At 67.5% G+C, this 22,844-nt stretch carries 20 protein-coding genes and 1 riboswitch; of the genes, 11 read left to right on the top strand and 9 right to left on the bottom strand.

The genetic code is table 11. The features are described 5' to 3' along the window. Nucleotides 1-69 precede the first annotated feature (69 nt). Nucleotides 70-173: riboswitch (SAM riboswitch) on the top strand. A 60-nt stretch (nucleotides 174-233) separates the two neighbouring features. Further along, nucleotides 234-3,722, top strand: coding sequence for a methionine synthase (metH, locus tag J7643_14385; GenBank protein MBO9541774.1), 3,489 nt, complete (start codon nucleotides 234-236; stop codon nucleotides 3,720-3,722). A 4-nt stretch (nucleotides 3,723-3,726) separates the two neighbouring features. Beyond that, nucleotides 3,727-5,556, top strand: a complete 1,830-nt coding sequence (locus tag J7643_14390) for a bifunctional homocysteine S-methyltransferase/methylenetetrahydrofolate reductase (protein MBO9541775.1) — start codon at nucleotides 3,727-3,729, stop codon at nucleotides 5,554-5,556. Here the strand turns inward: J7643_14390 and J7643_14395 are convergent, their stop codons facing one another. Continuing rightward, entirely contained in the window at nucleotides 5,557-6,894 is a 1,338-nt protein-coding gene (locus J7643_14395; GenBank protein ID MBO9541776.1) for a phosphatidylserine/phosphatidylglycerophosphate/cardiolipin synthase family protein, read from the bottom strand. A gap of 134 nt (nucleotides 6,895-7,028) precedes the next feature. Here J7643_14395 and J7643_14400 point away from each other — a divergent pair, with 134 nt between their 5' ends. Further along, complete coding sequence (locus J7643_14400) at nucleotides 7,029-7,751, top strand: hypothetical protein (GenBank protein ID MBO9541777.1); 723 nt, start codon at nucleotides 7,029-7,031, stop codon at nucleotides 7,749-7,751. On the opposite strand, the gene truB is transcribed toward J7643_14400, so the two are convergent. From truB to hpt, 8 genes are all read right to left on the bottom strand, one after another. After that, nucleotides 7,748-8,617, bottom strand: coding sequence for a tRNA pseudouridine(55) synthase TruB (gene truB / locus J7643_14405; protein ID MBO9541778.1), 870 nt, complete (start codon nucleotides 8,615-8,617; stop codon nucleotides 7,748-7,750). The genes J7643_14400 and truB overlap by 4 nt on opposite strands. Beyond that, nucleotides 8,595-9,578: a DHH family phosphoesterase gene (locus tag J7643_14410; protein ID MBO9541779.1), complete on the bottom strand. Its 984-nt coding sequence runs from the start codon at nucleotides 9,576-9,578 to the stop codon at nucleotides 8,595-8,597. The genes truB and J7643_14410 overlap by 23 nt, the downstream gene beginning before the upstream one ends. Beyond that, nucleotides 9,568-9,939, bottom strand: a complete 372-nt coding sequence (gene rbfA, locus J7643_14415) for a 30S ribosome-binding factor RbfA (GenBank protein MBO9541780.1) — start codon at nucleotides 9,937-9,939, stop codon at nucleotides 9,568-9,570. The genes J7643_14410 and rbfA overlap by 11 nt, the downstream gene beginning before the upstream one ends. A gap of 62 nt (nucleotides 9,940-10,001) precedes the next feature. Next, nucleotides 10,002-12,773, bottom strand: coding sequence for a translation initiation factor IF-2 (gene infB / locus J7643_14420; GenBank protein ID MBO9541781.1), 2,772 nt, complete (start codon nucleotides 12,771-12,773; stop codon nucleotides 10,002-10,004). A gap of 15 nt (nucleotides 12,774-12,788) precedes the next feature. Further along, nucleotides 12,789-13,085 carry a YlxR family protein gene (locus tag J7643_14425; GenBank protein ID MBO9541782.1) on the bottom strand — a complete coding sequence of 99 codons (297 nt, stop codon included), beginning with the start codon at nucleotides 13,083-13,085 and terminating at the stop codon, nucleotides 12,789-12,791. A 7-nt stretch (nucleotides 13,086-13,092) separates the two neighbouring features. Continuing rightward, nucleotides 13,093-14,334, bottom strand: coding sequence for a transcription termination/antitermination protein NusA (gene nusA, locus J7643_14430; GenBank protein MBO9541783.1), 1,242 nt, complete (start codon nucleotides 14,332-14,334; stop codon nucleotides 13,093-13,095). A gap of 11 nt (nucleotides 14,335-14,345) precedes the next feature. Further along, entirely contained in the window at nucleotides 14,346-14,801 is a 456-nt protein-coding gene (locus J7643_14435) for a ribosome maturation factor RimP (GenBank protein MBO9541784.1), read from the bottom strand. A 202-nt stretch (nucleotides 14,802-15,003) separates the two neighbouring features. After that, nucleotides 15,004-15,564, bottom strand: coding sequence for a hypoxanthine phosphoribosyltransferase (hpt, locus tag J7643_14440; GenBank protein ID MBO9541785.1), 561 nt, complete (start codon nucleotides 15,562-15,564; stop codon nucleotides 15,004-15,006). 215 nt (nucleotides 15,565-15,779) lie between these two features. Between hpt and J7643_14445 the strand changes: the two genes are divergently transcribed. The 8 genes from J7643_14445 (at nucleotide 15,780) to queA (ending at nucleotide 22,841) form a co-directional block, all read left to right on the top strand. After that, the gene (locus J7643_14445; protein ID MBO9541786.1) at nucleotides 15,780-16,565 is read left to right on the top strand and encodes a hypothetical protein; all 786 of its coding nucleotides are present in this window, start codon (nucleotides 15,780-15,782) and stop codon (nucleotides 16,563-16,565) included. Between the two features lie 30 nt (nucleotides 16,566-16,595). After that, entirely contained in the window at nucleotides 16,596-18,254 is a 1,659-nt protein-coding gene (locus J7643_14450) for a hypothetical protein (GenBank protein ID MBO9541787.1), read from the top strand. Nucleotides 18,255-18,385: 131 nt separating this feature from the next. Beyond that, a complete protein-coding gene (locus J7643_14455) occupies nucleotides 18,386-18,964 on the top strand; it encodes an adenylate/guanylate cyclase domain-containing protein (protein ID MBO9541788.1) in 579 nt (192 codons plus the stop codon). After that, nucleotides 18,961-19,740 carry a hypothetical protein gene (locus J7643_14460; protein ID MBO9541789.1) on the top strand — a complete coding sequence of 260 codons (780 nt, stop codon included), beginning with the start codon at nucleotides 18,961-18,963 and terminating at the stop codon, nucleotides 19,738-19,740. Before J7643_14455 ends, J7643_14460 begins: the two co-directional genes overlap by 4 nt. Nucleotides 19,741-19,807: 67 nt before the next feature. Further along, nucleotides 19,808-20,410: a signal peptidase I gene (gene lepB, locus J7643_14465; protein ID MBO9541790.1), complete on the top strand. Its 603-nt coding sequence runs from the start codon at nucleotides 19,808-19,810 to the stop codon at nucleotides 20,408-20,410. A gap of 18 nt (nucleotides 20,411-20,428) precedes the next feature. Beyond that, nucleotides 20,429-21,625, top strand: coding sequence for a SpoIID/LytB domain-containing protein (locus J7643_14470; GenBank protein ID MBO9541791.1), 1,197 nt, complete (start codon nucleotides 20,429-20,431; stop codon nucleotides 21,623-21,625). Continuing rightward, nucleotides 21,622-21,798, top strand: a complete 177-nt coding sequence (locus tag J7643_14475) for a hypothetical protein (protein ID MBO9541792.1) — start codon at nucleotides 21,622-21,624, stop codon at nucleotides 21,796-21,798. Before J7643_14470 ends, J7643_14475 begins: the two co-directional genes overlap by 4 nt. Further along, the gene (gene queA / locus J7643_14480; protein ID MBO9541793.1) at nucleotides 21,795-22,841 is read left to right on the top strand and encodes a tRNA preQ1(34) S-adenosylmethionine ribosyltransferase-isomerase QueA; all 1,047 of its coding nucleotides are present in this window, start codon (nucleotides 21,795-21,797) and stop codon (nucleotides 22,839-22,841) included. Before J7643_14475 ends, queA begins: the two co-directional genes overlap by 4 nt. Nucleotides 22,842-22,844: the final 3 nt, after the last annotated feature.

Here is a 22,844-nt window from a genome sequence, read left to right on the forward strand (position 1 = left end):
CGTGACGAGGTTTGACGGCTTCGCGCTCAGCTGTTATCCTGCGGTGAGATGCCTGAAAACTGAATATTTCACTTATCAAGAGAAGGCGGAGGGACTGGCCCGATGATGCCCGGCAACCCTTGGGAGACCAAGAAGGTGCCAAATCCTGCAGGGGAAACCCTGGGAGATAAGACGACGTCGACCCTCTCTTGATGCCCAGGAGCGGGTCTTTTTTTGTGCGAACGGGGAGTTTCATGAGCCGATATCTCGAAGCCTTGCAGCGCCGCATCCTCGTCTACGACGGGGCCATGGGGACCTCTCTCCAGAACTTCAACCTCACGGCCGACGACTACGGCGGCAAAGAGGGCTGCAACGAGTACCTGGTGCTGGTGAAGCCCGAGGTGGTCGAGGCGGTGCACGACAGCTTCATGGCGGTCGGCTGCGACGTGCTCGAGACCGATACCTTCGGCGGCAACTGGCTCAAGCTCGAGGAGTACGGCCTCGGCGATCGCACCTACGAGCAGAACTACCAGGCGGCGCAATTGGCGCGTCGGGTGGCGGACCGTTACAGCACCCCCGAGCATCCTCGCTTCGTCGCAGGCTCGATCGGCCCTACCGGCATGCTGCCCAGCAGCGACGATCCGGCGCTTGGCAACATCACCTTCGAGCAGCTGGCGGCCATCTTCGAGGAGCAGGCCCAGCCCCTGGTCGAGGGCGGCTGCGACGTGCTCTTGATCGAGACCTCCCAGGACATCCTGGAGGTGAAGGCCGCGATCGCGGGCATCGAGCGCTACTTCAAGAAATCCGGCAAGCGCGTCGCGCTCCAGGTCCAGGTCACTCTCGACACCAGCGGCCGTATGCTGCTCGGCACCGACATCGCGGCTGCGATCGCGATCCTCGAGGCCCTGCCCATCGACGTGATCGGCCTCAACTGCTCCACCGGCCCCGAGCACATGCGCGGGCCCATCGCCATCTTCGCCGAGCGCGCCACCAAGCCCGTCTCGATCATCCCCAACGCGGGCCTGCCCCTCAACGTGGACGGCAAGGCCGTCTATCCCCTCGAACCCGCCCCCATGGCCGAGGCCCTCAAGACCTTCGTCACCGCGTACGGCGTCAACGTGGTGGGCGGCTGCTGCGGCACCACCCCCGCGCACCTCAAGGCCATCGTCGAGGCGGTTTCGGGCCTCGAACCCAAGCCCAAGAACCCGGACCGCACCCCGCACGTGGCGAGCGCCATCCGTGCGACCAGCCTTCACCAGTTGCCCAAGCCCCTCTTGGTCGGTGAGCGGGTCAACGCCCAGGGCAGCCGCAAGCTCAAGCAGTTCCTGTTGAACGACGACTACGACGGCGTGCTCGAAGTCGCCCGCGAGCAGGTGGAGGGCGGCGCGCACGTCCTCGACGTATGCGTGGCCCTGACCGAGCGCGGCGACGAGGCCGAGCAGATGCGCCGCGTCGTCAAGAAGCTCGCCATGGGCATCGAGGCCCCTCTGATGATCGACTCGACCGAGCCTGCGGTCATCGTCGAGGCGCTCAGGACCAACCCGGGCCGCGCCATCGTCAACTCGGTCCACCTCGAGAACGGTCGGACGCGCATCGACGCCCTGCTGCCCCACGTCCTGGAGCACGGGGCCGCGGTGGTGGCGCTGACCATCGACGAGGTCGGCATGGCCAAGAGCGCCGAGCGCAAGCTGGAGGTCGCCAAGCGCATCCATTCCATCGTGTGCGGCGAGTACGGCTTGCCGAACGAGGCCCTCATCTTCGACGACCTGACCTTCACCCTCGCCACCGGCGACGAGGAGTTCAGGGACTCGGCCATGGCGACCATCGACGGCATCCGCCTCATCAAGGAGGCCATGCCGGGGGTGCTGACGGTGCTCGGCGTGAGCAACGTCAGCTTCGGCCTCGCGCCTCACGCCCGTGGGGTGCTCAACTCGGTCTTCCTGCACCACTGCGTGCAGGCGGGGCTGGATCTGGCCATCGTCAACCCGGCCCACATCACGCCTCTTGCCGAGATTCCCGCCGAGCAGCGCGAGCTGACCGAGGAGCTGATCTTCAACCGCCAGCCGGACGCCCTGCAGCGCTTCATCGAGTACTTCGAGGCCAACAAGGCGGCTGCCTCGGGCGGCGCCCAGGCCGAGGACCCCACCGCGGGCATGACCTGCGAAGAGAAGCTCCACTACCAGATCCTCCACCGCAAGAAGGACGGCATCGAGGTGCTCCTGGACGAGGCCATGCAGGCAAGGAGCCCCGTCGAGGTGCTCAACACGGTCCTGTTGCCCGCCATGAAGGACGTGGGCGACAAGTTCGGCAAGGGCGAGCTGATCCTGCCCTTCGTGCTGCAGTCCGCCGAGGTCATGAAGAAGGCGGTCGCCCACCTGGAGCAGTTCCTGGAGAAGAAGGAAGGCTACACCAAGGGCAAGGTCGTGCTCGCCACGGTCTACGGCGACGTCCACGATATCGGTAAGAACCTCGCCAACACCATCCTGACCAACAACGGCTACACGGTCTACGACCTGGGCAAGCAGGTGCCCATCAACACCATCATCGACAAGGCGATCGAGGTGGGGGCGGACGCCATCGGCCTTTCGGCCCTCTTGGTCTCGACCTCCAAGCAGATGCCCCTGTGCGTCAACGAGCTGCACAAGCGGGGGCTCAACTTCCCCGTCATGGTGGGCGGGGCGGCCATCAACCGCAGCTTCGGCCGTCGAATCGCGATCGCCGACGACGGCCAGTTCTACGCGGCGGGCACCTTCTACGCCAACGACGTCTTCGAGGGCCTCTCCATCGTGGACGCCCTGACCGATCCCGAGCGCCGCGACGCCTTCGTTTCCAAGATGAAGGAGGAGGCCCTCGCTGCTGCCGCCAAGCCCAAGGCGTCAGCCTCAACGGTGGTCGCCCCTGCCGTTCGCTCGGCGGTGCGCACCGACGTGGCGATCCCCACGGCCCCCTTCTGGGGCCACAAGGTGATCGAGGGCATCCCGCTCGATCGGGTCTACGAGTGCCTGGATCTCAAGAGCCTCTTCCGCCTCTCGTGGGGCGGCCGCTCCACCAACGGTGAGGAGTGGGTGCGCCTCTTGCGCGAGGAGTTCCACCCGCGCTTGGAGGCCCTCAAGCTGCGCGCCAAGAAGGAAGGCTTCCTCACCCCCAAGGTGGTCTACGGCTACTACCCCTGCCAGGCGGATGGGGACACCCTCCTCATCTACGACTCGCCCCAAGGTAAGACGGTCCGCACGACCTTCTCCTTCCCGCGCCAGCCGGACGGCGAGTACCTGTGCCTCGCCGACTACTTTGCCCCGGTCAGCTCGGGCCGGATGGATGTGGTGGCCTTCCAGGCCGTGACCATGGGGCCCGGCTCGACCGAGCTGAACGAGGCCTTGCAGGCCAAGGGCGATTACTCGGAGGGCTATTACCTGCACGGCCTCTCGGTGGAGGCCGCCGAGGCCCTCGCCGAGGTCGCGCACCGCCACATCCGCAAGGAATGGGCCCTCACCGAGGCCCAGGGCAAGCGCTACAGCTGGGGCTACCCCGCCATCCCCGACCTGGAGGACCACGGCAAGCTCTTCGGCCTGATGCCCATCGCCGAGACCATCGGCATGACGCTGACCGAGTCCTTCCAGCTGGTGCCCGAGCAGTCGACCGTCGCGGTGGTGCTGCACCACCCGGAGGCCAAGTACTACGCCGTTCGGCCTCAGGCGGGCGAGCGTGTCAGCCCGCACCCGCGCCTCGTCAAGGAAGGGGTCTAGGGCCATGCGGGACTTCCGCGCGCTGCTTGCCGAGGACCGGGTCGTCGTCTTCGACGGGGCCATGGGCACGATGCTCTATTCCAAGGGCGTCTTCATCAACCGCTGCTATGACGAGCTGAACCTCAAGGAACCGGATCTTGTCCGCGAGGTCCACGCCGCCTATATCCGGGCCGGGGCCGAGGTGCTCGAGACCAACACGTTCGGTGCTACCCGCCCGCACCTGGAGGGCTACGGCCTAGGCGAGCAGGTGAAAGTCATCAACCGGCGCGCCGCCGAGATCGCCCGCGAGGCGGCGGGCGAGGAGCGGTACGTGGCGGGCGCCGTCGGGCCCCTGGGGATCCGCCTGGAGCCCTACGGGCCGACCTCCGAGGCCGAGGCCGAGGCGTTCTTCGTCGAGGCCATCGAGGGCCTCCTCGAAGGCGGGGTGGACTGTTTCGTGCTGGAGACCTTCTCGGACCTGCGCGAGATCCAGCAGGCCCTCAAGGCGGTGCGCAGCCGCACGGATTTGCCCGTCTTCGCCCAAATGACCATCCAGGATGACGGTAAGACCAGCTACGGCACGGACCCCGAGGATGCGGCCCGCATGCTCGATCGCTGGGGCGCGGACGTGATCGGCCTCAACTGCTCGGTGGGGCCCGCCATCATCCTGGAGGCCATCGAGAAGGTGGCCCAGGTGACCGACAAGAAGCTCTCGGCCCTGCCCAACGCCGGCATGCCCCGCGAGATCCACGGTCGCAAGATGTACATGTCGAGCCCCGACTACATGGCCAAGTACACCAAGCGCCTCATCCAGGCGGGGGTCAAGTTCGTCGGCGGCTGCTGCGGGACGACCCCCGACCACATCCGCCAGATCGCGGACGCTGCCCGCGCCCTCTCGCCAAGGCGCCAGGCCCCGGCCATCACCGTGCAGGAGCGTGGGACCCGGCCTTTGGTCGAGCCGGTGCCTCTTGCTGAGCGATCGCGTTTTGGGGCCAAGCTCGCGGCCGGCACGTTCGTCACCTCGGTCGAGATCGTCCCACCCAAGGGCTGCGATCCCAAGGTCATGCTCGAAGGGGTGCGCCGCATCCGGGATGCGGGGGTGGATGCCATCAACGTGCCGGACGGCCCGCGCGCCCAGAGCCGGATGGGGGCCATGGCGGCCTCTCTGCTCATCGAGCGCGAGGGGATCGAGGCGGTGGTCCATTACACCTGCCGCGATCGCAACCTGCTCGGCATGCAGAGCGACCTGTTGGGGGCGGCGGCCCTCGGCATCCGCAACCTGCTGCTGGTCACGGGCGATCCGCCCAAGATGGGGCCCTATCCCCAGGCGACGGCGGTCTTCGACATCGACTCGATCGGCCTCTCCAACATGGTCCACCGCCTCAACCACGGCCTGGACCTGGGCGGCAACCCCATCGGGCAGCCCACGGCTTTCTGCTTCGGCGTCGGCGTCAACCCGGCCGCGCTCGACCTTGCGCACGAGCTCGATCGCTTCGCCTGGAAGGTCGAGGCGGGGGCTCAGTATGCCATCACCCAGCCGGTCTTCGACGCAGAGCAGCTCAAGCGCTTTCTGGCGCAGGTCGCGCACTTCGACATCCCCATCATCGCGGGGATCTGGCCCTTGGCGAGCTATCGCAACGCCGAGTTCATGAGCAACGAGGTGCCGGGGGTGGTGATCCCGCCGTCGGTTCTTGCCCGCATGCAGGAGGCCGAGGCCAAGGGACGGGCGGCCGAAGAGGGCGTGGCGATCGCCCGCGAGATGCTCGACGAGGTCCGAGGCCTGGTGCAGGGCGTCCAGGTCAGCGCGCCCCTCGGCAAGATCCCCCTGGCCTTGGCGGTGTTCGGGAACGCTTAACTACAGGTAGTAGGCGACGAGGTCCCAGAGCTTGGCGAAGGGATTCTCGTACCAGCGCGAGGACGTGATCTCGTAGGCCAGGCTCCCCTGCGCCCAGTCCCGCTCGAAGAGGCGGGTCTTTAGCTCGAGCACCAGCCCCGGGTCGGTGATGGCGACGTCCAGTTCTTGGTTGTCGTTGAGCGCGCGGGTGTCCCCGTTGACGGAGCCGATGAAGGCGATCCGGTCGTCCACCGCGAAGTACTTGGTGTGGACGTAGGAGGCCACGGTTTCGCCCTTGAAGAGGCGCGCCTGCCCGCCTGCCTTGAGGATGGCGTTCAGCGACTGGTAGTTGAGGTGCTTGAAGGCCTTGTCCGAATTGCTGGGCACGATGGCCCGGACGAGGACTCCCCGCTTGGCGGCGGCCAGGAGGCGATCGCACAGGTCCTGGTCCCAGAGGTATTGCTGCTCGACCAGGATCTCGCGCTGGGCCCCGTCGATGGCCTCGAAGATGCCGTCTCTGGCCTCGAAGCGCCCCTCGGGAGGGCTCGTCACCAGGGTCTGCGTCCGGACGCTCCCGTACTGCTTGCCCGCCTCGAGCGCGGGGTAAGACAGCGCGCTCCCCTTGGCCATCTTCCAGTCGCGGGCGAACTCCTCGTGGCGCTGCTGGGCCTGGGCGCCGCGGAAGTCGATCAGGATGTCGTGGGTGGTGGTGTCGAAGGGGGCATTCAGGTTGACGCCGCCGGTCAGGCCGCGATCGCCGTCTGCCAGGTAGAGCTTGCGGTGGGTGATGTTGATGCCGCGCTTCTGGTTGTCCTTGACGATGGTGCGGGGCGACCACATCTTGAACTCGATGCCGGCGGCCGTCATCTGTTTGCCGAGCTTGGCGCCGCCCGAAAACTGGCTGCCTGCGAAGTCGCAGAGGAACTTGACCGTGACGCCGCGCTTGGCCGCATCGATCAAGAGCGGCGTGATCGCCCGGCCGTAGCTGTCGTCCGCGATGGTGAAGACTTCGATGTAGAGGGTCTTCTGGGCGCTCTTGATGAGGGCCTTGAGAGCGGGCAGGGTCTCGGCGGGATTCACGTGGAGCTGGGCCGAGCTGTTGGTTTGCCATGCAGGGGCAGGAGCAACCGAGCGCACGGGGATCGCGAAGGCCTCGATTGGCTCGCCGGTGTCTGCGATGCGCGTGTCGACTCCGAACTCCTCGGCCGGGGTGGCGATCGGCAGCTGGAGCTCCGTTGAGGGGGCGTGCGAGAGGGAAACGTCCGAGAATGGGACGCTCGTCGGCGGGATGGTCCGCAAACTGCACCCTGCCAGGCTCAGGGCGGTGATGGCGATCGCGATCGGGCTCGTCCAGCGCATCGACTTCTCCATCGTGAGGCACGCTTCCGAAACTCTCGATCTTATCGCCGGCAAGGGCTGGAATCTTGTTCGGGGGCCGCGCGAGGTTCGTTTGCTTGGCGTCCGGGTATATGAGGGAGCGCAAGGAGGCGTCCATGGCCCAATTCCCTCAAAACGGCTCACCGCGCGGCAGTGGACAGTTGCAGCGCGCACGGGGGACCGCACCGCTCGACGGCTACATGGCGTCGCAGCCAGCCGCCACGGGGACCGGCCCACTGGACCAGGTGCTGCGCCGCGAGGACCTCATGCGCGAGCTCGCCCAGGGCGAGAAACTCGTCTCGACCCTGCGGCCCCGCGTCAAGGCGCTGGATCGGGCGATCGCCGTCCACGTCGCACCGGAAGACGCCCTCGACGAGGTGTTCATCGGGGTGACCGAAAGCGAGCGCAATTTCACCATGCGCTTGTCTCGGGTGGTCGCCGAGTCCCCTGCGCGCTTGCGCCAGGTCCAGGTCCTGGTGACCCAGTTCCGGCTTGCCGACCAGGCGCTCGCCGAGGCGAAAATCGCCGCGCAACAGTTCGAGGCCGCGAACCTCACGGTCGGTCGGGTCGAGGGCTTCAGCCTCACCAAGTTCAAGGGGAGCCTTTACCCCCTCTACTACTTCTCCACGATGTTCCCGGGTGTGGCCATGCTCGAGAGCCTCTTTCCGCACATGAGGCAGCCTGCCCAGACTCAGCCGCTCTCGCGGACCCAGCCCCTGCCGCCGCTGACCGTTCAGCCGATCGCGCAGCCCGAACCGGCCCCCGCCGAGCCCATGGAGAAGCTCGGCAAGCTGGTCGGCGACCTGTGGCGCAAGTCGGGGTTCTTGAAAAAAACCTAGGCGGGGAAGACCGTCCGGGGGTGCAGCAGCGCGCCCCGGCGCTCGTAGATGGCAAGCAGCCGCTCGGGGGCATGCACGCGCACCAGGGCCCCGTCGGGCTCGTCCTGGGCGCTCAGGGTCCGGCCGTAGCCGATGGCCTCCACGTCCTCGGGCGAGGCGTCCCGGCGCGTCAGGTGCGCAAGGTAGGCGTCCTCGGAGGCGTAGCGGATGTCCTCGTCCAGGGCGAAGGCGTCGTCCAGGACGAAATCGCCCGCTCGGGTCCTCAGCAGGAAGGCCAAGGAGGCCGGGCAGCCGAGTGCTGCGCCCAGGTCGATGGCTAGCGAGCGAATGTAGGTGCCCGCTGAGCAGGCGACCCGCACCAGGGCCTTGGGGCGTGCACCGGGGTAGAACTCCACCAGCTCCAGCGCCTCGATCGTCACGTCCCGCAGGGGCAGGTCCTCGATGACGATGCCCTCGCGCGCCAGCTCGTACAGGCGCTTGCCCTGGTAGTGGACGGCCGAGACCATGGGCGGCCGCTGCTGGATGGCGCCCCTGAAGCGCGGCATCACCGCTTCGAGGGCCGCGCGGTCGAAGACGCAGTCCTGCGCGTCCAGGATCTCGCCTTCGCAGTCCCCGGTCGAGGTCGAGACACCGAACTGGATCTCGGCCAGGTACTCCTTGCCGGATTGCAGGTAGGGCAAGAGGCGGGTGGCCGTCCCCACCGCCACGGGCAGCACGCCGGTCGCCACCGGGTCCAGGGTGCCGGCATGGCCGACCTTCTTGGTGCCCAGGCGGCGGCGCAGGGCCGCGACCACGTCGTGCGCGGTCATGCCGGGGGGCTTGAGGACGTTCAGGAGGCCGGATTTAACGGGGGGCTTGGAGCTCAAGGTCGATCGCTTCTAGAAGGGTCTGGACCGCTTGGTCCATGGGCATGTCGAAGGTGCAGCCGGCGGCGCGGCGGTGGCCGCCCCCGCCGAACTTGGCCGCGAGGCGCGAGACGTCCACGGCCGCCTTGGAGCGCATGCTGGCCTTGAGGGCGCCGCTCGCGGTCTCGCGCAAGAAGAAGGAGACCTCCACCCCCGCCAGGGCGCGCAGGCTCTCCGAGAGGCCCTCGGTGTGCTCTTCTTTGGCGCCGACCTCGTCGAGCATGGCGCGGGTGATGGTCGTGTAGGCGACACGGCCGGCCGCAGCCAGCGTCGCGCTCGCAAGGCCCATGGCCTTGATCTTGAGCTCGGCGAGCGGCACGTGCTCGTAGAGGGCCCGCGAAATCACCCCGGGCTGGACCCCTGCGCGGATCAGGGCCGCGGCCATCTCGTGGCTCTCGGCGTTGGTCGCCTCGTAGGCGAAGCCGCCGGTGTCGGTCACCAGCGCCACGTACATGCCGACGGCGGCCTCGGGGTCGATGGGGATTGCGAAGTGCTTGAACAAACGATAGACCACCTCGCCCGTGGCCGCCGCGTCCTCGAGCACCACGTTCACGTGGCCGAAGCGGGGGTTCGAGACGTGGTGGTCCACGTCGACGATGAGCGAAAAGGCTTCGAGCCGCTCGCGCAGCCGCCCGAAGCGGCCCATGTCCGCCGCGTCCAGCGTGACCAGACCCGCGTCGGCGGGCAGGTCAGCGGGCAGCTCGGTGACGACCTCGTCCGCCCCCGGCAAGAAGCGGTAGGCGTCGGGCACCGGGTCCGGGCACAGGTGGATCACCCGGTGGCCGAAGGCGCGCAACAGGCGCTTCATGGCGATCGCCGAGCCCAGGGTGTCGCAGTCAGGGTTCATGTGGGAGGCGACCACCCAGGTGGTGGGCCCCCCTTCGCGCAGCCGCGCGATGTCGGTGGGCAGGCTACTCGCCATGGCCTTCCGAGTCGCCCCCTTCGCGCTTGATGCGCGCCAGGAGGTCGTGGATGTGGGCCCCGTGCTCGATGGAGCGGTCCTGCTTGAAGTGGAGCTCGGGCACCACCCGCAGCTTCACGGCCTTGCCGACCTCGGAGCGGACGAAACCGACCGCCGACTGGAGCCCTTCCATGGTCTGGGCCTGGGTGGGCTCGTCGCCGTAGATGGAGACGAAGATCTTGGCGTGGCGCAGATCACCCGAAACTTCGACGTCGGTGATCGAGACCATGCCCGTGATGCGAGAATCCTTGAGGCGGCGAATGGCGTCCGCGACCACGTCTTTGATGACCTCGGAGACCCGTTCGGCTCGCTGGTTGCCCATAATGGCCTGCTTTCGAGAGTGGGCCCCGGGCGCTTGCGGCGCCCGGGGCTAGGAATACCTGGCTACTGCTTGACCTGCATCTGGTAGGCTTCGATGACGTCGCCTTCCTGCAGGTTGTTGAAGCCGTCGAAGGAGATACCGCACTCGTAACCCGTCGCGACTTCCTTGACGTCGTCCTTGAAGCGCTTGAGGTTGTCGAGCTTGCCCTTGTAGAGCTCCTCGGTGCCGCGCAGGACCCGGGCGATCGCCCCGCGCTGCATCTTGCCTTCCTTGACCATGCAGCCCGCGATGATGTCCTGCTTGCCGACCTTGAAGATCGCGCGGACCTCGGAGCGACCGACGAAGACCTCTTCGTACTCGGGCTCGAGCATGCCCTTGATCGCGGCCTCCATGTCCTCGATGGCCTTGTAGATGATGTTGTACTCGCGGATGTCGACCCCGTCGAGGGTCGCCTTGGCGCGGGCCGCATCGTTGGCCTTGACGTTGAAGCCGATGACGATGGCGTCCGAGGCCGCCGCGAGCATGACGTCGGCTTCCGAGATGTCGCCGGTGCCCGAGTGGATGACCCGGACCTGGACGTCGCCGTCCTTGGCGGTGATCTTGGAGAGGCTGCTCTCAAGCGCCTCGGCCGAGCCCTTCACGTCGGACTTCAGGATGACCTTGAGGTCCTTGATCTTGCCTTCCTGGATGCGGCTGTACACGTCGGTCAGCGAGATGTGACGGGTCGCGTTCAGGCGCTGGGTACGGTCGTACTCGGCGCGCTGGGCGGCGATGGTCTTGGCGGTCTTCTCGTCCTCGACCACCTGGAACACGTCGCCGGCCGCGGGCACGGTGGGCATACCGAGCACCTCGACGGGCATCGCGGGGCCGGCTTCCTTCACGCGGCGGCCATGGTCGTTGATCATGGCGCGGACCTTACCGGCGATCGAGCCGACCACGAAGTTGTCGCCGACCTTGAGGGTGCCGTTCTGGACGAGCACCGTGGCCACGGGGCCCATGCCCTTGTCGAGCTGCGCTTCGATGATGATGCCCTTGGCCATCTTCTTGGGGTTGGCCTTGAGCTCGAGCACTTCGGACACCAGCAGGATCATCTCGAGCAGGTTCTCGAGACCGATCTTCTGCTTGGCTGAAACGGGGACCATGACGGTCTGACCGCCCCACTCCTCGGCGACCAATTCGTACTCGGTCAGCTGCTGCTTGACCTGGTCGGGGTTGGCGCCGGGCTTGTCGATCTTGTTGATGGCGACCAGCAGCTGGACGCCGGCTTCCTTGGCGTGGCTGATGGCTTCGATGGTCTGGGGCTTGACGCCGTCGTCGGCCGCCACCACCAGGACCGCGATGTCGGTCGCCTTGGCGCCGCGGGCACGCATGGCGGTGAACGCCTCGTGGCCCGGGGTGTCGAGGAAGGTGATGAGCTGGTCGTTGATCTTGACCTGGTAGGCGCCGATGTGCTGGGTGATGCCGCCGGCTTCGCCCGAGGCGACGCTGGTCTTGCGGATGGCGTCCAAGAGCGAGGTCTTACCGTGGTCGACGTGACCCATGATGGTGACGACGGGCGGACGGGGCAGCAGGTCGGCCTGGTCTTCGACCTCGACCTCGACGGCGGCTTCCTCTTCCATGGGGTTGACCAGCTCGAAGGTGTACTCCATCTCGGTCACGATCATCTCGGCGGTCTCCAGCTCGAGCGTCTGGTTGATGGTCGCCATGATCCCCTTCATGAAGAGGCGCTTGATGATCTCGGTCTCCTTGACGCCCATCTTGTCGGCGAGCTCCTTGACCGTGATGGAGCCCGAGAGCTTGATGTGTTTGGTCAACGTGGCCAAGTTCCCTGCCGTTTCTGCCTCGTGGCGATCACGTCCGCGACCGCGCTTGCCACGCTTGCCGCCGGACTCCATGACCTTCTGGGTGTTCTCCCGGTCTTTGTCCTTCCAGGCATCACGACGGCCGGGGCCGCCATGGCCGGGCCGGGGACCGCCGGTGCCGGGAGCCGCGGGGCTCGGGGCGCCGCCAGCGGGCCGAGCGGGACCACCGGCAGGAGCCGGACGGCCGGGACCGCCCATGGGGCGACCGGGAGCGGCAGGACGGGCCTGGGGCGCCATGGGGCGCGGAGGCTGGGGAGCCCCCGGTGCGCCGGGACGCGAGGGCAGCCCGCTGCTCGGAGCGGCCTGAGGCGCCTGAGGGGCGCTGGGGGCCTGGGGCGCGCTAGGCGCCTGCGCCTGCTGAGCAGGGCGCGTCGAGCGGAACTGGGGCACCGGGCCGCGCTCGTGGGCGGCGGGCGGCAGGGGAGGGGTGACGGCCGGACGCGCGGGAGGCGTCGGACGCGAGGTGGGGGTCACCGAGCGGTGCGCCTGGGCTGCGGCCTGAGCCGGCCGCAGCGGAGCCGGAGCCGGAGCCGGGGTAGGGGCCTGCGCCTGGGGCGGCTGGGGGGCGCCAGGAGCGCTCGGCGCGGCGGGACGCGCCGGGGCCTGGGGGGGCACCCCAGGAGCGGCCGGAGCCTCGGCGGCCTTGGGCGCCTCAGCGACGGGCGCCTCGGCAGCGGGAGCCTCGGCAGCGGGAGCCTCGGGGGCCTGCGCCTCGACGACGGCCGCAGGGGCCTCGGCGGGCTGGGCCTGGGGAGGCTGCACCGGCTGGGCGGGGCGATGGATCGCGACCTTGGGCTTGCTGGGCGTCGCCGGCTTGGCGGGGCCCTGGATCTTCTCGGTGGCCGCCTTGTCCATGGCAGGGGTGGTGTTTTGGCTGACGTTCTTGATGTCCGTGAAGCCCAGGTCGTGCAGCACCGTGATCAGGTCCTTGCTTTGGACGTTGAGCTTCTTGGCCAGTTCGTGTACCCGCATCTAGTATCCTTCCTCCTAGCCGGCGGATGATCCGCCGGACCGCCCCCCGCCTTCGTGCTCCTGGCCGAGGGCGGCGATATTCTTAGCCAGCTCAGCTGGAACATGGCACCGCAATGCCCGATCGAGTTGCCGACGCTTGAGCGCGTCCTCCACGCACCGCCCTTGGCGGTGGACGTAGGCCCCGCGCCCTTGCGCCTTGCCGCTGAGGTCCAGGAGGACGTCTCCCTCGGGTGTCCGAACCAACCGGATCAATTCTAACTTTGATCCCAATTGGCGACAACTCACGCAGCGACGAAGCGGCTCGGCACCCATGGCTTGCTTAGACGCCCTCGGCCTCTTCGGCGGGCGCCTCGGTCTCCTCGGCGGCCACGGCGATGGCTTCCTCGGTCGCGACGGCGGCTTCGGTCGCTTCCTCGACGTTCGCAGCTTCGGCGTTCTCGGCGATCGCCTCCTCGGCGTACTCCTCGTCAACCGGGTGGTACTCGATCTCGCCCATGGCGCTCTCGAGGGCCGCGGCGTTCAGCTCGCGCTGCTGGGACTCGCTCTTGATGTCGATCTTGTAGCCGGTCAGGCGAGCCGCCAGGCGGACGTTCTGACCCTCGCGGCCGATGGCCAGCGACAGCATCGCGTCGGGCACGACCACCTTGGCGGTGCGCTCGAGCGAGTTGACCGAGACCGAGACGACCTTGGCGGGCGAGAGGGCGTTGGCGATGAAGGTCGTGGGATCCTCCGACCAGCGGATGATGTCGATCTTCTCGTTGCGCAGCTCGTTGACGATGCCCTGGATACGGCCGCCGCGGGCGCCGACGCAAGCGCCGACCGGGTCGACCGACTGGTCCTTGGACCGCACGGCGAGCTTGGTGCGGAAGCCGGCCTCACGGGCGATCGCCTCGATGGTCACGGTGCCGTCCATGATCTCGGGGATCTCGAGCTCGAACAGCTCGCGGACGAGCCCCGCGTGGCCGCGGCTGACCAGCAGCTGCATGCCGCGGGTGGTCTCGCGGACCTCGCACAGGAAGACCTTGATGCGGTCGCCGGGGCGGTAGCTCTCGCCGGGCACCTGCTCGGAGCCGGGGACGATGCCCTCGACCTTGCCGAAGTTGACGATGATGTTGCGGCCCTCGAAGCGCTGGACGGTGCCGATGATCGTCTCGCCTTCCTTGCCCTTGAACTGGTCGAGGACCTGCTTGCGCTCGGCCTCGCGCAGGCGCTGGTTGAGGACCTGCTTCATCATCTGGGCGGCAAGGCGACCGAGCTCGCTCGGGTCGGGGGTGACGTCGATCTCGAGGACCTGGCCGACCTCGGCCTCGTCCAGCAGCTCCTTGGCTTCGGACAAGAGCATCTGGCTGTCGGGATCCTCGATCACCTCGACGACCTCGCGCAGGTCCAGCACGTGGAACTCGCCGGACTCGAGGTCGAGACGCGCGATGGTGTTGGGGTGCGGATTGGCCGTCTTCTTGTAGGCCGAAAGCATGCCCGCCTCGAGCGCTTCTTGGAGCACCTCGGTGCTCACGCCGCGCTCGCGCTGCATCTGCTTGAAGAGTTCCTTGTCAATCTTCATCGTCGTCTACCTCAATCGATCGTCAATCGCACCAAGGAGACTTGCTCCTTAGGAAATTCCTGTTCGCCCTCGGGGCCCTTGATAAGGATCGCCGCCTCGGTGGCGCCGAGAAGCTCGCCCGTCCACTCCTTCTTGCCCGCGATGGGCGCGTAGGCCTTGACCAGGACCTTGCGGCCCTTGAAGCGGTCGAAGTCGCGCTGGGAGCGCAGCGGGCGCTCGGCGCCGGGGCTCGAGACCTCGAGCATGTAGGCGCTGGGCAAGATGTCCGGATGGGTGTCGAGGACCTCATCGAGCGCTCGGCTGACGGTCTCGCACTCGGCGTGCGAGACGCCCGCCTCGGAGTCGATGGTGATCCGCAGGATCCAGTGACCGCCCTCCTTGACGTACTCGACGTCGAACAGCTCGACGCCGGCGCTCTCGGCGATGGGGCGGGCCAGCTCGGTGACCTGCTCGGCGATGCGTGACACGGGATCCCCCCTAGACACAAGAGAGCGGGCCGAGGCCCACTCTCCAAGGCATGCGCTCCGGCTCAACCCGTCGGGGTCGGCGTGCGCACTGGATTTATCGGCCCGAAGGCCGCGGCTGAGGATCAGTATACCATACTTTACGAACGATCGCTGAGGCCCTTAGGCGCTCGCTACTTGGTATAGCCCTCAAACCGAGGGGGTGTTACTTCGTGTACACCTCGGGCTTGAGCACGCCGATGAACGGCAGGTTGCGGAACTTCTGGCGGTAGTCGAGGCCGTAGCCGACCACGAACTTGTCGGGGATGGTGAAGCCGGTGTACTTGACCGGGACCTCTTCGAGGCGACGGGCGGGCTTGTCCAGGAGGGTGCAGATCTCGAGCGAGGCGGGGCGGCGCTCCATGAGGGTGCGCACCAGGTAGCTGAGGGTCAGCCCCGTGTCGATGATGTCCTCGAGGATGAGGACGTGGCGGCCGGTGATGCTCTCGTCCAGGTCCTTGAGGATTCGCACGACGCCGCTCGAGCGGGTCGAGGCGCCGTAGCTGGAGACGGCCATGAAGTCGAGCTCGCAGGGGATCGAGATCTGCTTGTAGATGTCACCCAGGAACATGGCGACGCCCTTGAGGACGCCGATCACCACCAGGTCCTTGCCGGCGTAGTCCTCGGAGATGGTCTTGCCGAGCTCGTTGATGCGCGCCTGCAGCTCTTCTTTCGAGATGAGGGTGGAGTCGATCGATTCGAGAAGGTTGGGGAGGTAGGTGCTCACGCGGGGTCTGCTCCTTGGCTCGAGGCGGGATGGTCGCCCCTGATCCTAGCAAAGCAGCCATTCCATGTCCACTCGAACCCCCGGTAGCCTGTAAGCCCGCTAAACCTTATACCATCAGGGGTAGAAACCGCTTGTTTGGTGTATAATCCCTCGGACCAAAACAAGCGATGAGGTCCGCCAGGGCGTCTTCCTCTTCAATCTTAGGAGCGACAAGCGTGATCAAGAAAATCCTTCCTCTCGCCCTCTGCGGCCTCATGGCGGGCTGCGCGGCGATCAAGGAATTCCAACCCCTGCAATCCGGCCTTCAGACCTTCTTCGTGCGCTCGCTGGTGGTCGCAAAGCCCGAGGGCGGCGTGGACAAGCATGCCTTCCTGATCTGGGCCAGCACTGGCGACAAGATCTCCGACATGAAGCGCAGCACCGGAGCGGGCTCGACCCCGACCGACGCGGTCGGCATCGACAAGGAGAGCTCCTTCTACGACGACCAGAACGTGAGCGAGAGCGCCACCTACGTCTACGGCGCGACTTTCGGGGCCAAGACCCTCACCCGTCAGATCAAGGTCATGGCCACCACTGACGCCGGCACCATGAACAGCCTCACCCCCAACCTCAGCGCGGTCGGCCCGAAGCCCACCTTCGGCTGGGCGGTGAACGAGACCAACGGCAAGCCCAGCGGGTTCCTGCTCTCGGTGGTCAAGGTTCCCGACGGCTCCAGCGATCCTATGATGCCCAGCGCCGAGCCCGTCTACACCGCCTTCCTCGACGCGACGGCGCACCCGACCGGCGTTACTTACGGGACCCCCTCGGACATGACGGCCATCACCAAGGAGCTGCTCGAGGTCCTGGCGAAGGTGGACCCCAAGTACGCCAAGAAGGAGAACGACCAGCCCCTCGCGCAGGGCAGCTACGGTTGGGTCATCGCCCCGATCGCCGTGGACAAGGAAAAGGCGAGCTTCGCCATCGGCACCCAGGCCGCCGGTTTCTTTACCGTCGCTCCCTAGCCCAAGCTTGATAAGAGAGGAATCAATCCCGTGAAGAAACAGCTTTGGGCGATCGCCCTGACGGCGGCGACCCTCCCCGTGATGGCCGCGCCCTCCTTCGCCGCCGAGCCCCTCGATCCCCGCGCCCTCTCGCTGGGCGGCCACTACTCGGCCTTCGCCAACAGCGACGTGAACGGCACCCTGAGCAACCCGGCCCTCTTGCACGAAGAGCGCGGCTGGCTGTACCTCGGTCCTAACCTGGGCCTCGGCGGCGGCACCAACGTGATCGGGGTGACGGATTTCCAGGAGACCGCGGCCTACGCCGGGTACCTGGGCAACTACTTCTTCGGCTATTCCCCGTCGCTGGCGAGCAATGAGCCCCAGCCCGTGCCCGACGCGGTCGCTATGCCGGCGGGCCTCAAGGCGGCCGTCAACGACAAGCTCAGCATCGACCTGGGCCTGCGCTCGGGCCTGGTCGGCTTCAAAATGCCCGTGCCGTCGCTCTTGGGCGTCCGGAACACCGGGGCGAACGGCAAGAGCCAGCTCGCGTGGGGTGCCGTCGGCGCCCGCGCCTGGGTGGACGGGGGCCTCGACCTCTCGATCGCCTCGCCCGAGCTCTTGGGCTTCGTCACCAACTACCCGACCCTCGACCAGAACCTCAAGACGGCCGTGGCTGGGCTGGTGAGCCGCCTGAACTCCAATGAGGCCGACCCCCAGGCCGTGCTCGACGACGTGGCCAAGGTCCGCGCGGAGCTTACGAGCGAGAACGGCTTCAAGCCCTTCATGAAGAAGGACGCCAACGACACCGGCGATCGCGCCCTCACCATCACCGAGACCAACCGCGCCTACGCCACCACCGCCGTCTCGCTGTCGCAGCCCATCCCCTTCCCGGCTCTGCCCTTCTTCCCCAAGGCCAAGGCCTCGGTGGGCGGCTCCTTCAAGCTGTTCGTGACGGGTCAGCCCATCCAGACCTCGCTCCAGACGTCCAACGGCGGCGGCGCCTTCAACATCGGTCCGGTCGGCAGCCTCGGCGCCCAGACGACCGTCAACCTGTCGGAGCCGCTCGGCGGCCTGGACGCGGCGCTCGCGACCATCTCGAGCGACTTCTCGAAGATGCAGGACCTGAGCCAGCAGCTCTCGAACTTCGCCAACATCGACTACGCCAAGGCCGTGAGCACCAAGCTCAAGGCGCGTGCCGCCGACAGCATGGGCTCGGGCATCGACCTGGGCGCGGTGGTGAACCTGGATGAGCGCCTCGCGGTCGGCGCCACCCTGGTCAACCCCGTCGTCTTCTGGCCCGGCTCCGAGAGCGAGTTCAACGGCAAGTTCGACGGCTCCCAGTTCAGCCTCACCTCGGTGGGCGATCGCAAGAGCATCAACTTCACTGACACCGAGCCCATGGCACTCAGCATCGGCGCGGCCTACCGTCTGCCCCTCGGTTTCACCGCCATGGCCGACATGCGCCAGTCCTTCGAGCGGGATCTCTTCTCGAACCAGCTGCTCTACGGGCCCAGCCTGCAGGGTGGTCTCGAGTGGAACATCTTCAACTTGTTGTATGCTCGTACCGGCGCGCGCTTCGGTGGCAAGAACCCGATCTACGGCGCGGGCGTCGGTCTCAACCTGTTCGTCACCAAGCTGGATCTTTCGGGTGGCGTGAGCCAGGACTTCAAGTCCGGCACCATCGCCCTCTCGACCGGTTTCGGCTTCTAGCTCGGTAGCCGGGAGGCCCACGGGCCTCCCGGCTGCTTTGGTTCTCAATGCGGTTTTTTCGTCGACCTACTTCCTCTTCTCCGGCCCCCCACGCGCAAGCGGCGGGGGGCTTCGGTGCGATCCCGGCCGGCGTGCACTGCGACGTGACGGTGCTCTTCGCCGACCTCGAAGGCTTCACCGCCATGACCGAGCAGCTACCCGCTCCCGAGGTCGTCTCGCGCCTCAATGAAACCTTCACGGCCCTCACCGACGCGGTGGACCGCTTCGGCGGACGGGTGGACAAGTTCATGGGCGACGCCATGCTGGTCGTCTGGTCCGAGGCCGACCCGCGCCGCTCGGCCGCGCTTTCGGTCCAGGCGGCCATCGCCATGCAAGAGGCCGCCGCCCAACTGCAGGCGCAGGCGATCGCCGAGGGGCGCCGACCGGTCAAGGTCCGCATCGGGATCTCGTCGGGTCGGGCGATCATCGGCGAGATCGGCGCGCCCCAGCGCCGGGAGAAGACCGTCATCGGGGATGCGGTCAACACCGCTTCCCGGCTTGAAGCTCTCAACAAGGAGTTTCACACCGACTCCATCCTGTCGGGTGCGACCTACGAGCTGGCAGGCGATCGCCTCCGGGCGCGGGACCTCGGCATGGTCTCGATCAAGGGGCGGCGTGAGCCGGTTCAGGCCTATGCCCTCATCGGTTGGAACGAGGAGGAGACCCCATGACCCCGCATACGGCCATGCTCTCGCTCGAATGGGTCGGCTTCGTCCGGGACCTGGTGGGCGTCTCGGCGCTCGCGACCATCCTGATCTACCTGTACAAGCTGGTGCGCCCCAGCCACGAGATCGATCGCATCGCCTACCTGGCCCTTGCGGTGGCGACCGTGGGCACCGTCGCGGGTCTCGCGGTGGGCCTCTTGCTCCTGCGGGCCGTGGTGCCCTGGGCGGCCTTCTGCCTGCCGGCGCTCCTGGTCTTCTGGGTGCTGGAGCTGGAGTTCGGCACGCGCCTTCTGGGCCTGTGTGCGGCGCTGGTGCTCGCGCTGGGGGCTATCTTCCTGGCGGTCTGTCCCCCGCTCTACTTCGGCGCGCTTCCCTGGGCCCTTTTGACCGCCATCGGCGCGAGCGCGGGGGCGGGGCTTCTCGTGTTCGGGGCGGCGACCGTCGTGCCGTCGCTCCTGAACCACACGGGCAGTGCCTTGACGGCGCGCAAGACCAGCCGCTTCTTCGCGCTCGCCCCCTCGACCATCGCCGAGACGGCCTACCGGACCATCGCCTGGGCGCTGCCCGTCCAGCTCGCAAGCTTGGCGGCGGGTTTCATCGCCCTGGCCGAACGACAGCTCTCGCCGCTGCCGCTGGCGCTCATGGGCCTCGCGGCCGTCCTCTCGGCCACCTACGCGGTCTGGTGCCGTCGATCCGGCTTCGGCTTCGGGTATCGGTCCTGGCTGCTCGTGATCGCGGGCGCGGCGGCGCTCGGCGCCATGCGCCTTCTGGCGCTGTGCTGAGCGTCCAGGTGAGGCTTTGCCTTGCTGTGGTAGAATAACGTCGCGACCCGTCCCCGGAGGCCTCTGAATGCCCTTGTTTTCCTTTGGTCAGAAGCGCGCTTCTGGCAAGCCCCCCAAGTCTCGGACCCGCGAGACGATCGAGACCTTCGTGGTGGCTCTGGTCCTGGCGCTCACCGTGCGCGCGACCGTCGCAGAAGCTCGTTTCATTCCTTCCGAGTCCATGCTGCCGACCCTCGAGGTGGGCGATCGCCTGATCGTCGAGAAGGTCTCTTACCGCTTCGAATCCCCCAGCCGCGGCGACATCGTCGTCTTCAACCCGCCCGCATCTGCGGGCTTCCGCGAGAACAACGCCTTCATCAAGCGCGTGATCGGGATTCCCGGCGATCGCCTCTCGGTCCACGACGGCAAGGTCTTCCGTAACGGGGTCGAGCTCCAGGAGTCCTACATCAAGGAAGCTCCTGACTACCTGATGCCGGATCCGGCCAACCCCGGGGCCTACTTCCACGACGGCCGCGAGGTCACGGTGCCTGAGGGCCACGTCTTCGTGATGGGCGACAACCGCAACAACTCGGCCGATAGCCACGTCTGGGGCTTCCTGCCCATCCAGAACATCATCGGCCGCGCGGCCGTTCGCTACTGGCCCCCGGCCCGCTTCGGCCTGCCGGGCTAGTCTTTCGTCGGTCCCGTCATGGCGAGACTCCCCTGTGCCTTCGCCCTCCTTTTGGCGCTGAGCTCGCCTGCTTTCGCCCATGAGACCACCGTTCGCATCGGCCTGGCCGAAGGGGTGGCCCGGGTGACCCTCGCCACCTCGGTCGGCGGCCTCGTCGTGGACGCATCCGGCCGGACCCTCACCCAGACCCGGGCCATGGAGGCCCTGGAAGCCAAGCGCGAGGGAACGGCGATCGCCCTGTACGGCTCCATGGGACGCGTCGCGTCCGTGCAGTTGCCTTTGCGCCTCGTGCCCCGCGCGGCGGCGGGCGAGGTGGGGTTGGTTTTCGGGGCCGGGCGCTGGTACCGCGGCGAGATGGAGCTGCGGCCGGCGGGCAATCGCCTCACCCTGGTCAATCACGTCCCGCTGGAGCACTACCTGTACGGGGTGGTGCCCGCCGAGATGAACCCTCGCTGGCCCCTCGAGAGCCTCAAAGCCCAGGCCGTCGCCGCCCGCACCTACGCGCTCGCCAAGCTCGGCCAGTTCGCCAGCCGCGGCTTCGACATGAAGCCGACCACCGAGAACCAGGTCTATCGCGGGGCCGGCGTCGAGCGGGTGCCGAGCAACATGGCGGTGGATCAGACGCTCGGACAGGTGCTGACCCACGGGGGCCGGGTGATCGCGGCCTACTTCCACTCGTCGTCCGGCGGCTACACCGAAACCGGGGCCGCCGTCTGGGGCGAACCGCGTCCCTACCTGCAGGCGGTGCCCGACTTCGACCAGCAGAGCCCCCGCTACCTCTGGCAGAAGAACGTGCAGGCTCCCAGCCTGCGCCAGGCGCTATCTGCTAAGGGCGTGCGGGTGGGCGACTTGCTGCGCTTCGAGGTCGTGGAGCGAAGCTACTCGGGGCGGGTCAAGCGCGTGAAGGTGGTCGGCACCCAGGGCCAGCAGGAAGTCTCGGGGGATGCAGTCCGGCAGGCGGCGGGCCTCTACTCCACTCTCTTTAACGTGCTGGGCTACGGCGGGGGCGCGGGGCGCCCTGCGGCCTTCGCTTTCGCCGGCCGCGGCCACGGTCACGGCCTGGGCCTCTCGCAGTGGGGGGCCAAGAGCCTCGGAGAGCGTGGTTACGGTTACGCCCAGATTCTGGCACACTATTACCCGACGTCGCAGCTCTCCACACTCGAGTCGCGGGCGCTCCACGAGAGCCCGCAGGCGCTCGCAGGGGCCCTGCAATGACGTTTCCTTCCGGGGCCTACTACCTGGTCTATGCGGCTGAGGCGTGCGCCCTGTACCTGGCCTGGCGCCAGTACAACCGCCAGCGTCCGGGTAAGCCCATGCCGCAGAGCTACCTGCTGATCGTGGGGATCCTGCTGCTTTTGCAACTGTACGGAGAATCATGGCGTCACTGAAACTCTCGGATTACGACTTCCACCTGCCCGAGGAGCGCATCGCGCAGGCTCCTGCGGCCGAGCGCGACCTGAGCCGCTTGCTCGTCGTGCACCGCGACACGGGAGCGCGCGAGCACCGACACTTCCGGGACATCCTCGACTACCTGGCCCCCGGCGACCTCTTGGTCCTGAACGACACCAAGGTGATCCCGGCGCGGCTCTACGGCGTTCGCCCTACCGGCGCACGGATCGAGGTCCTCTTGCTCGAGGAGACGACGCGCGATCGCTGGGTGTGCCTGGTGCGCCCGGGCCGCAAGGCCCAGGTAGGTACCACCCTTCACTTCGGCGAGGGCTTCTCGGGGCACATCGACGAGGTCCTGCCCGATGGCAGCCGGATGATCACCCTGCAGGCCACCGGTGAGCCCACCATGGCCGCGATCGCCCGGCACGGCGAGCTGCCGCTGCCCCCGTACATCCAGGCCAAGGCCGAGGATCCGGGTCGATACCAGACGGTCTACGCCCGCGAAGAGGGGGCCGTGGCCGCTCCGACCGCCGGCCTCCACTTCACGCCGGCCCTTTTGGAGGCCGCCCGGGCCAAGGGGGTCGAGATCACCCAGGTCACCCTCCACACCGGAATGGGGACCTTCAAGCCGGTGAGCGTTGAGGACCTGACGGACCACGAGATGCACGCGGAGCGCTACCGCCTGAGCGCCGAAACGGTCGAGGCCGTGGCGCGGACCAAGGCCCGTGGCGGCCGGGTCATCGCGGTCGGGACCACCGCCGTTCGGACCCTGGAGCACTGCGCCGAGAGCGGAGAGCTGGTGGCAGGCTCCGGCGAGACCCGCATTTTCATCTACCCGGGCTATCGCTTTCGGGTGGTGGATGCCCTCGTCACCAACTTCCACCTGCCCAAGTCCACCCTGCTGATGCTCGTCTCGGCCTTCGCCGACCAGAAGCGGCCGGGGGGCCTCGGCGGGCGCGAGCTGATGCTCGAAACCTACGCCGAGGCGATCGCCGAAGCGTACCGCTTCTACTCGTTCGGGGACGCCACCCTGATGCTCTGACCC

This window comes from bacterium (assembly GCA_017744355.1).
In the GTDB taxonomy this organism is placed as follows: Bacteria; Cyanobacteriota; Sericytochromatia; order S15B-MN24; family UBA4093; genus JAGIBK01.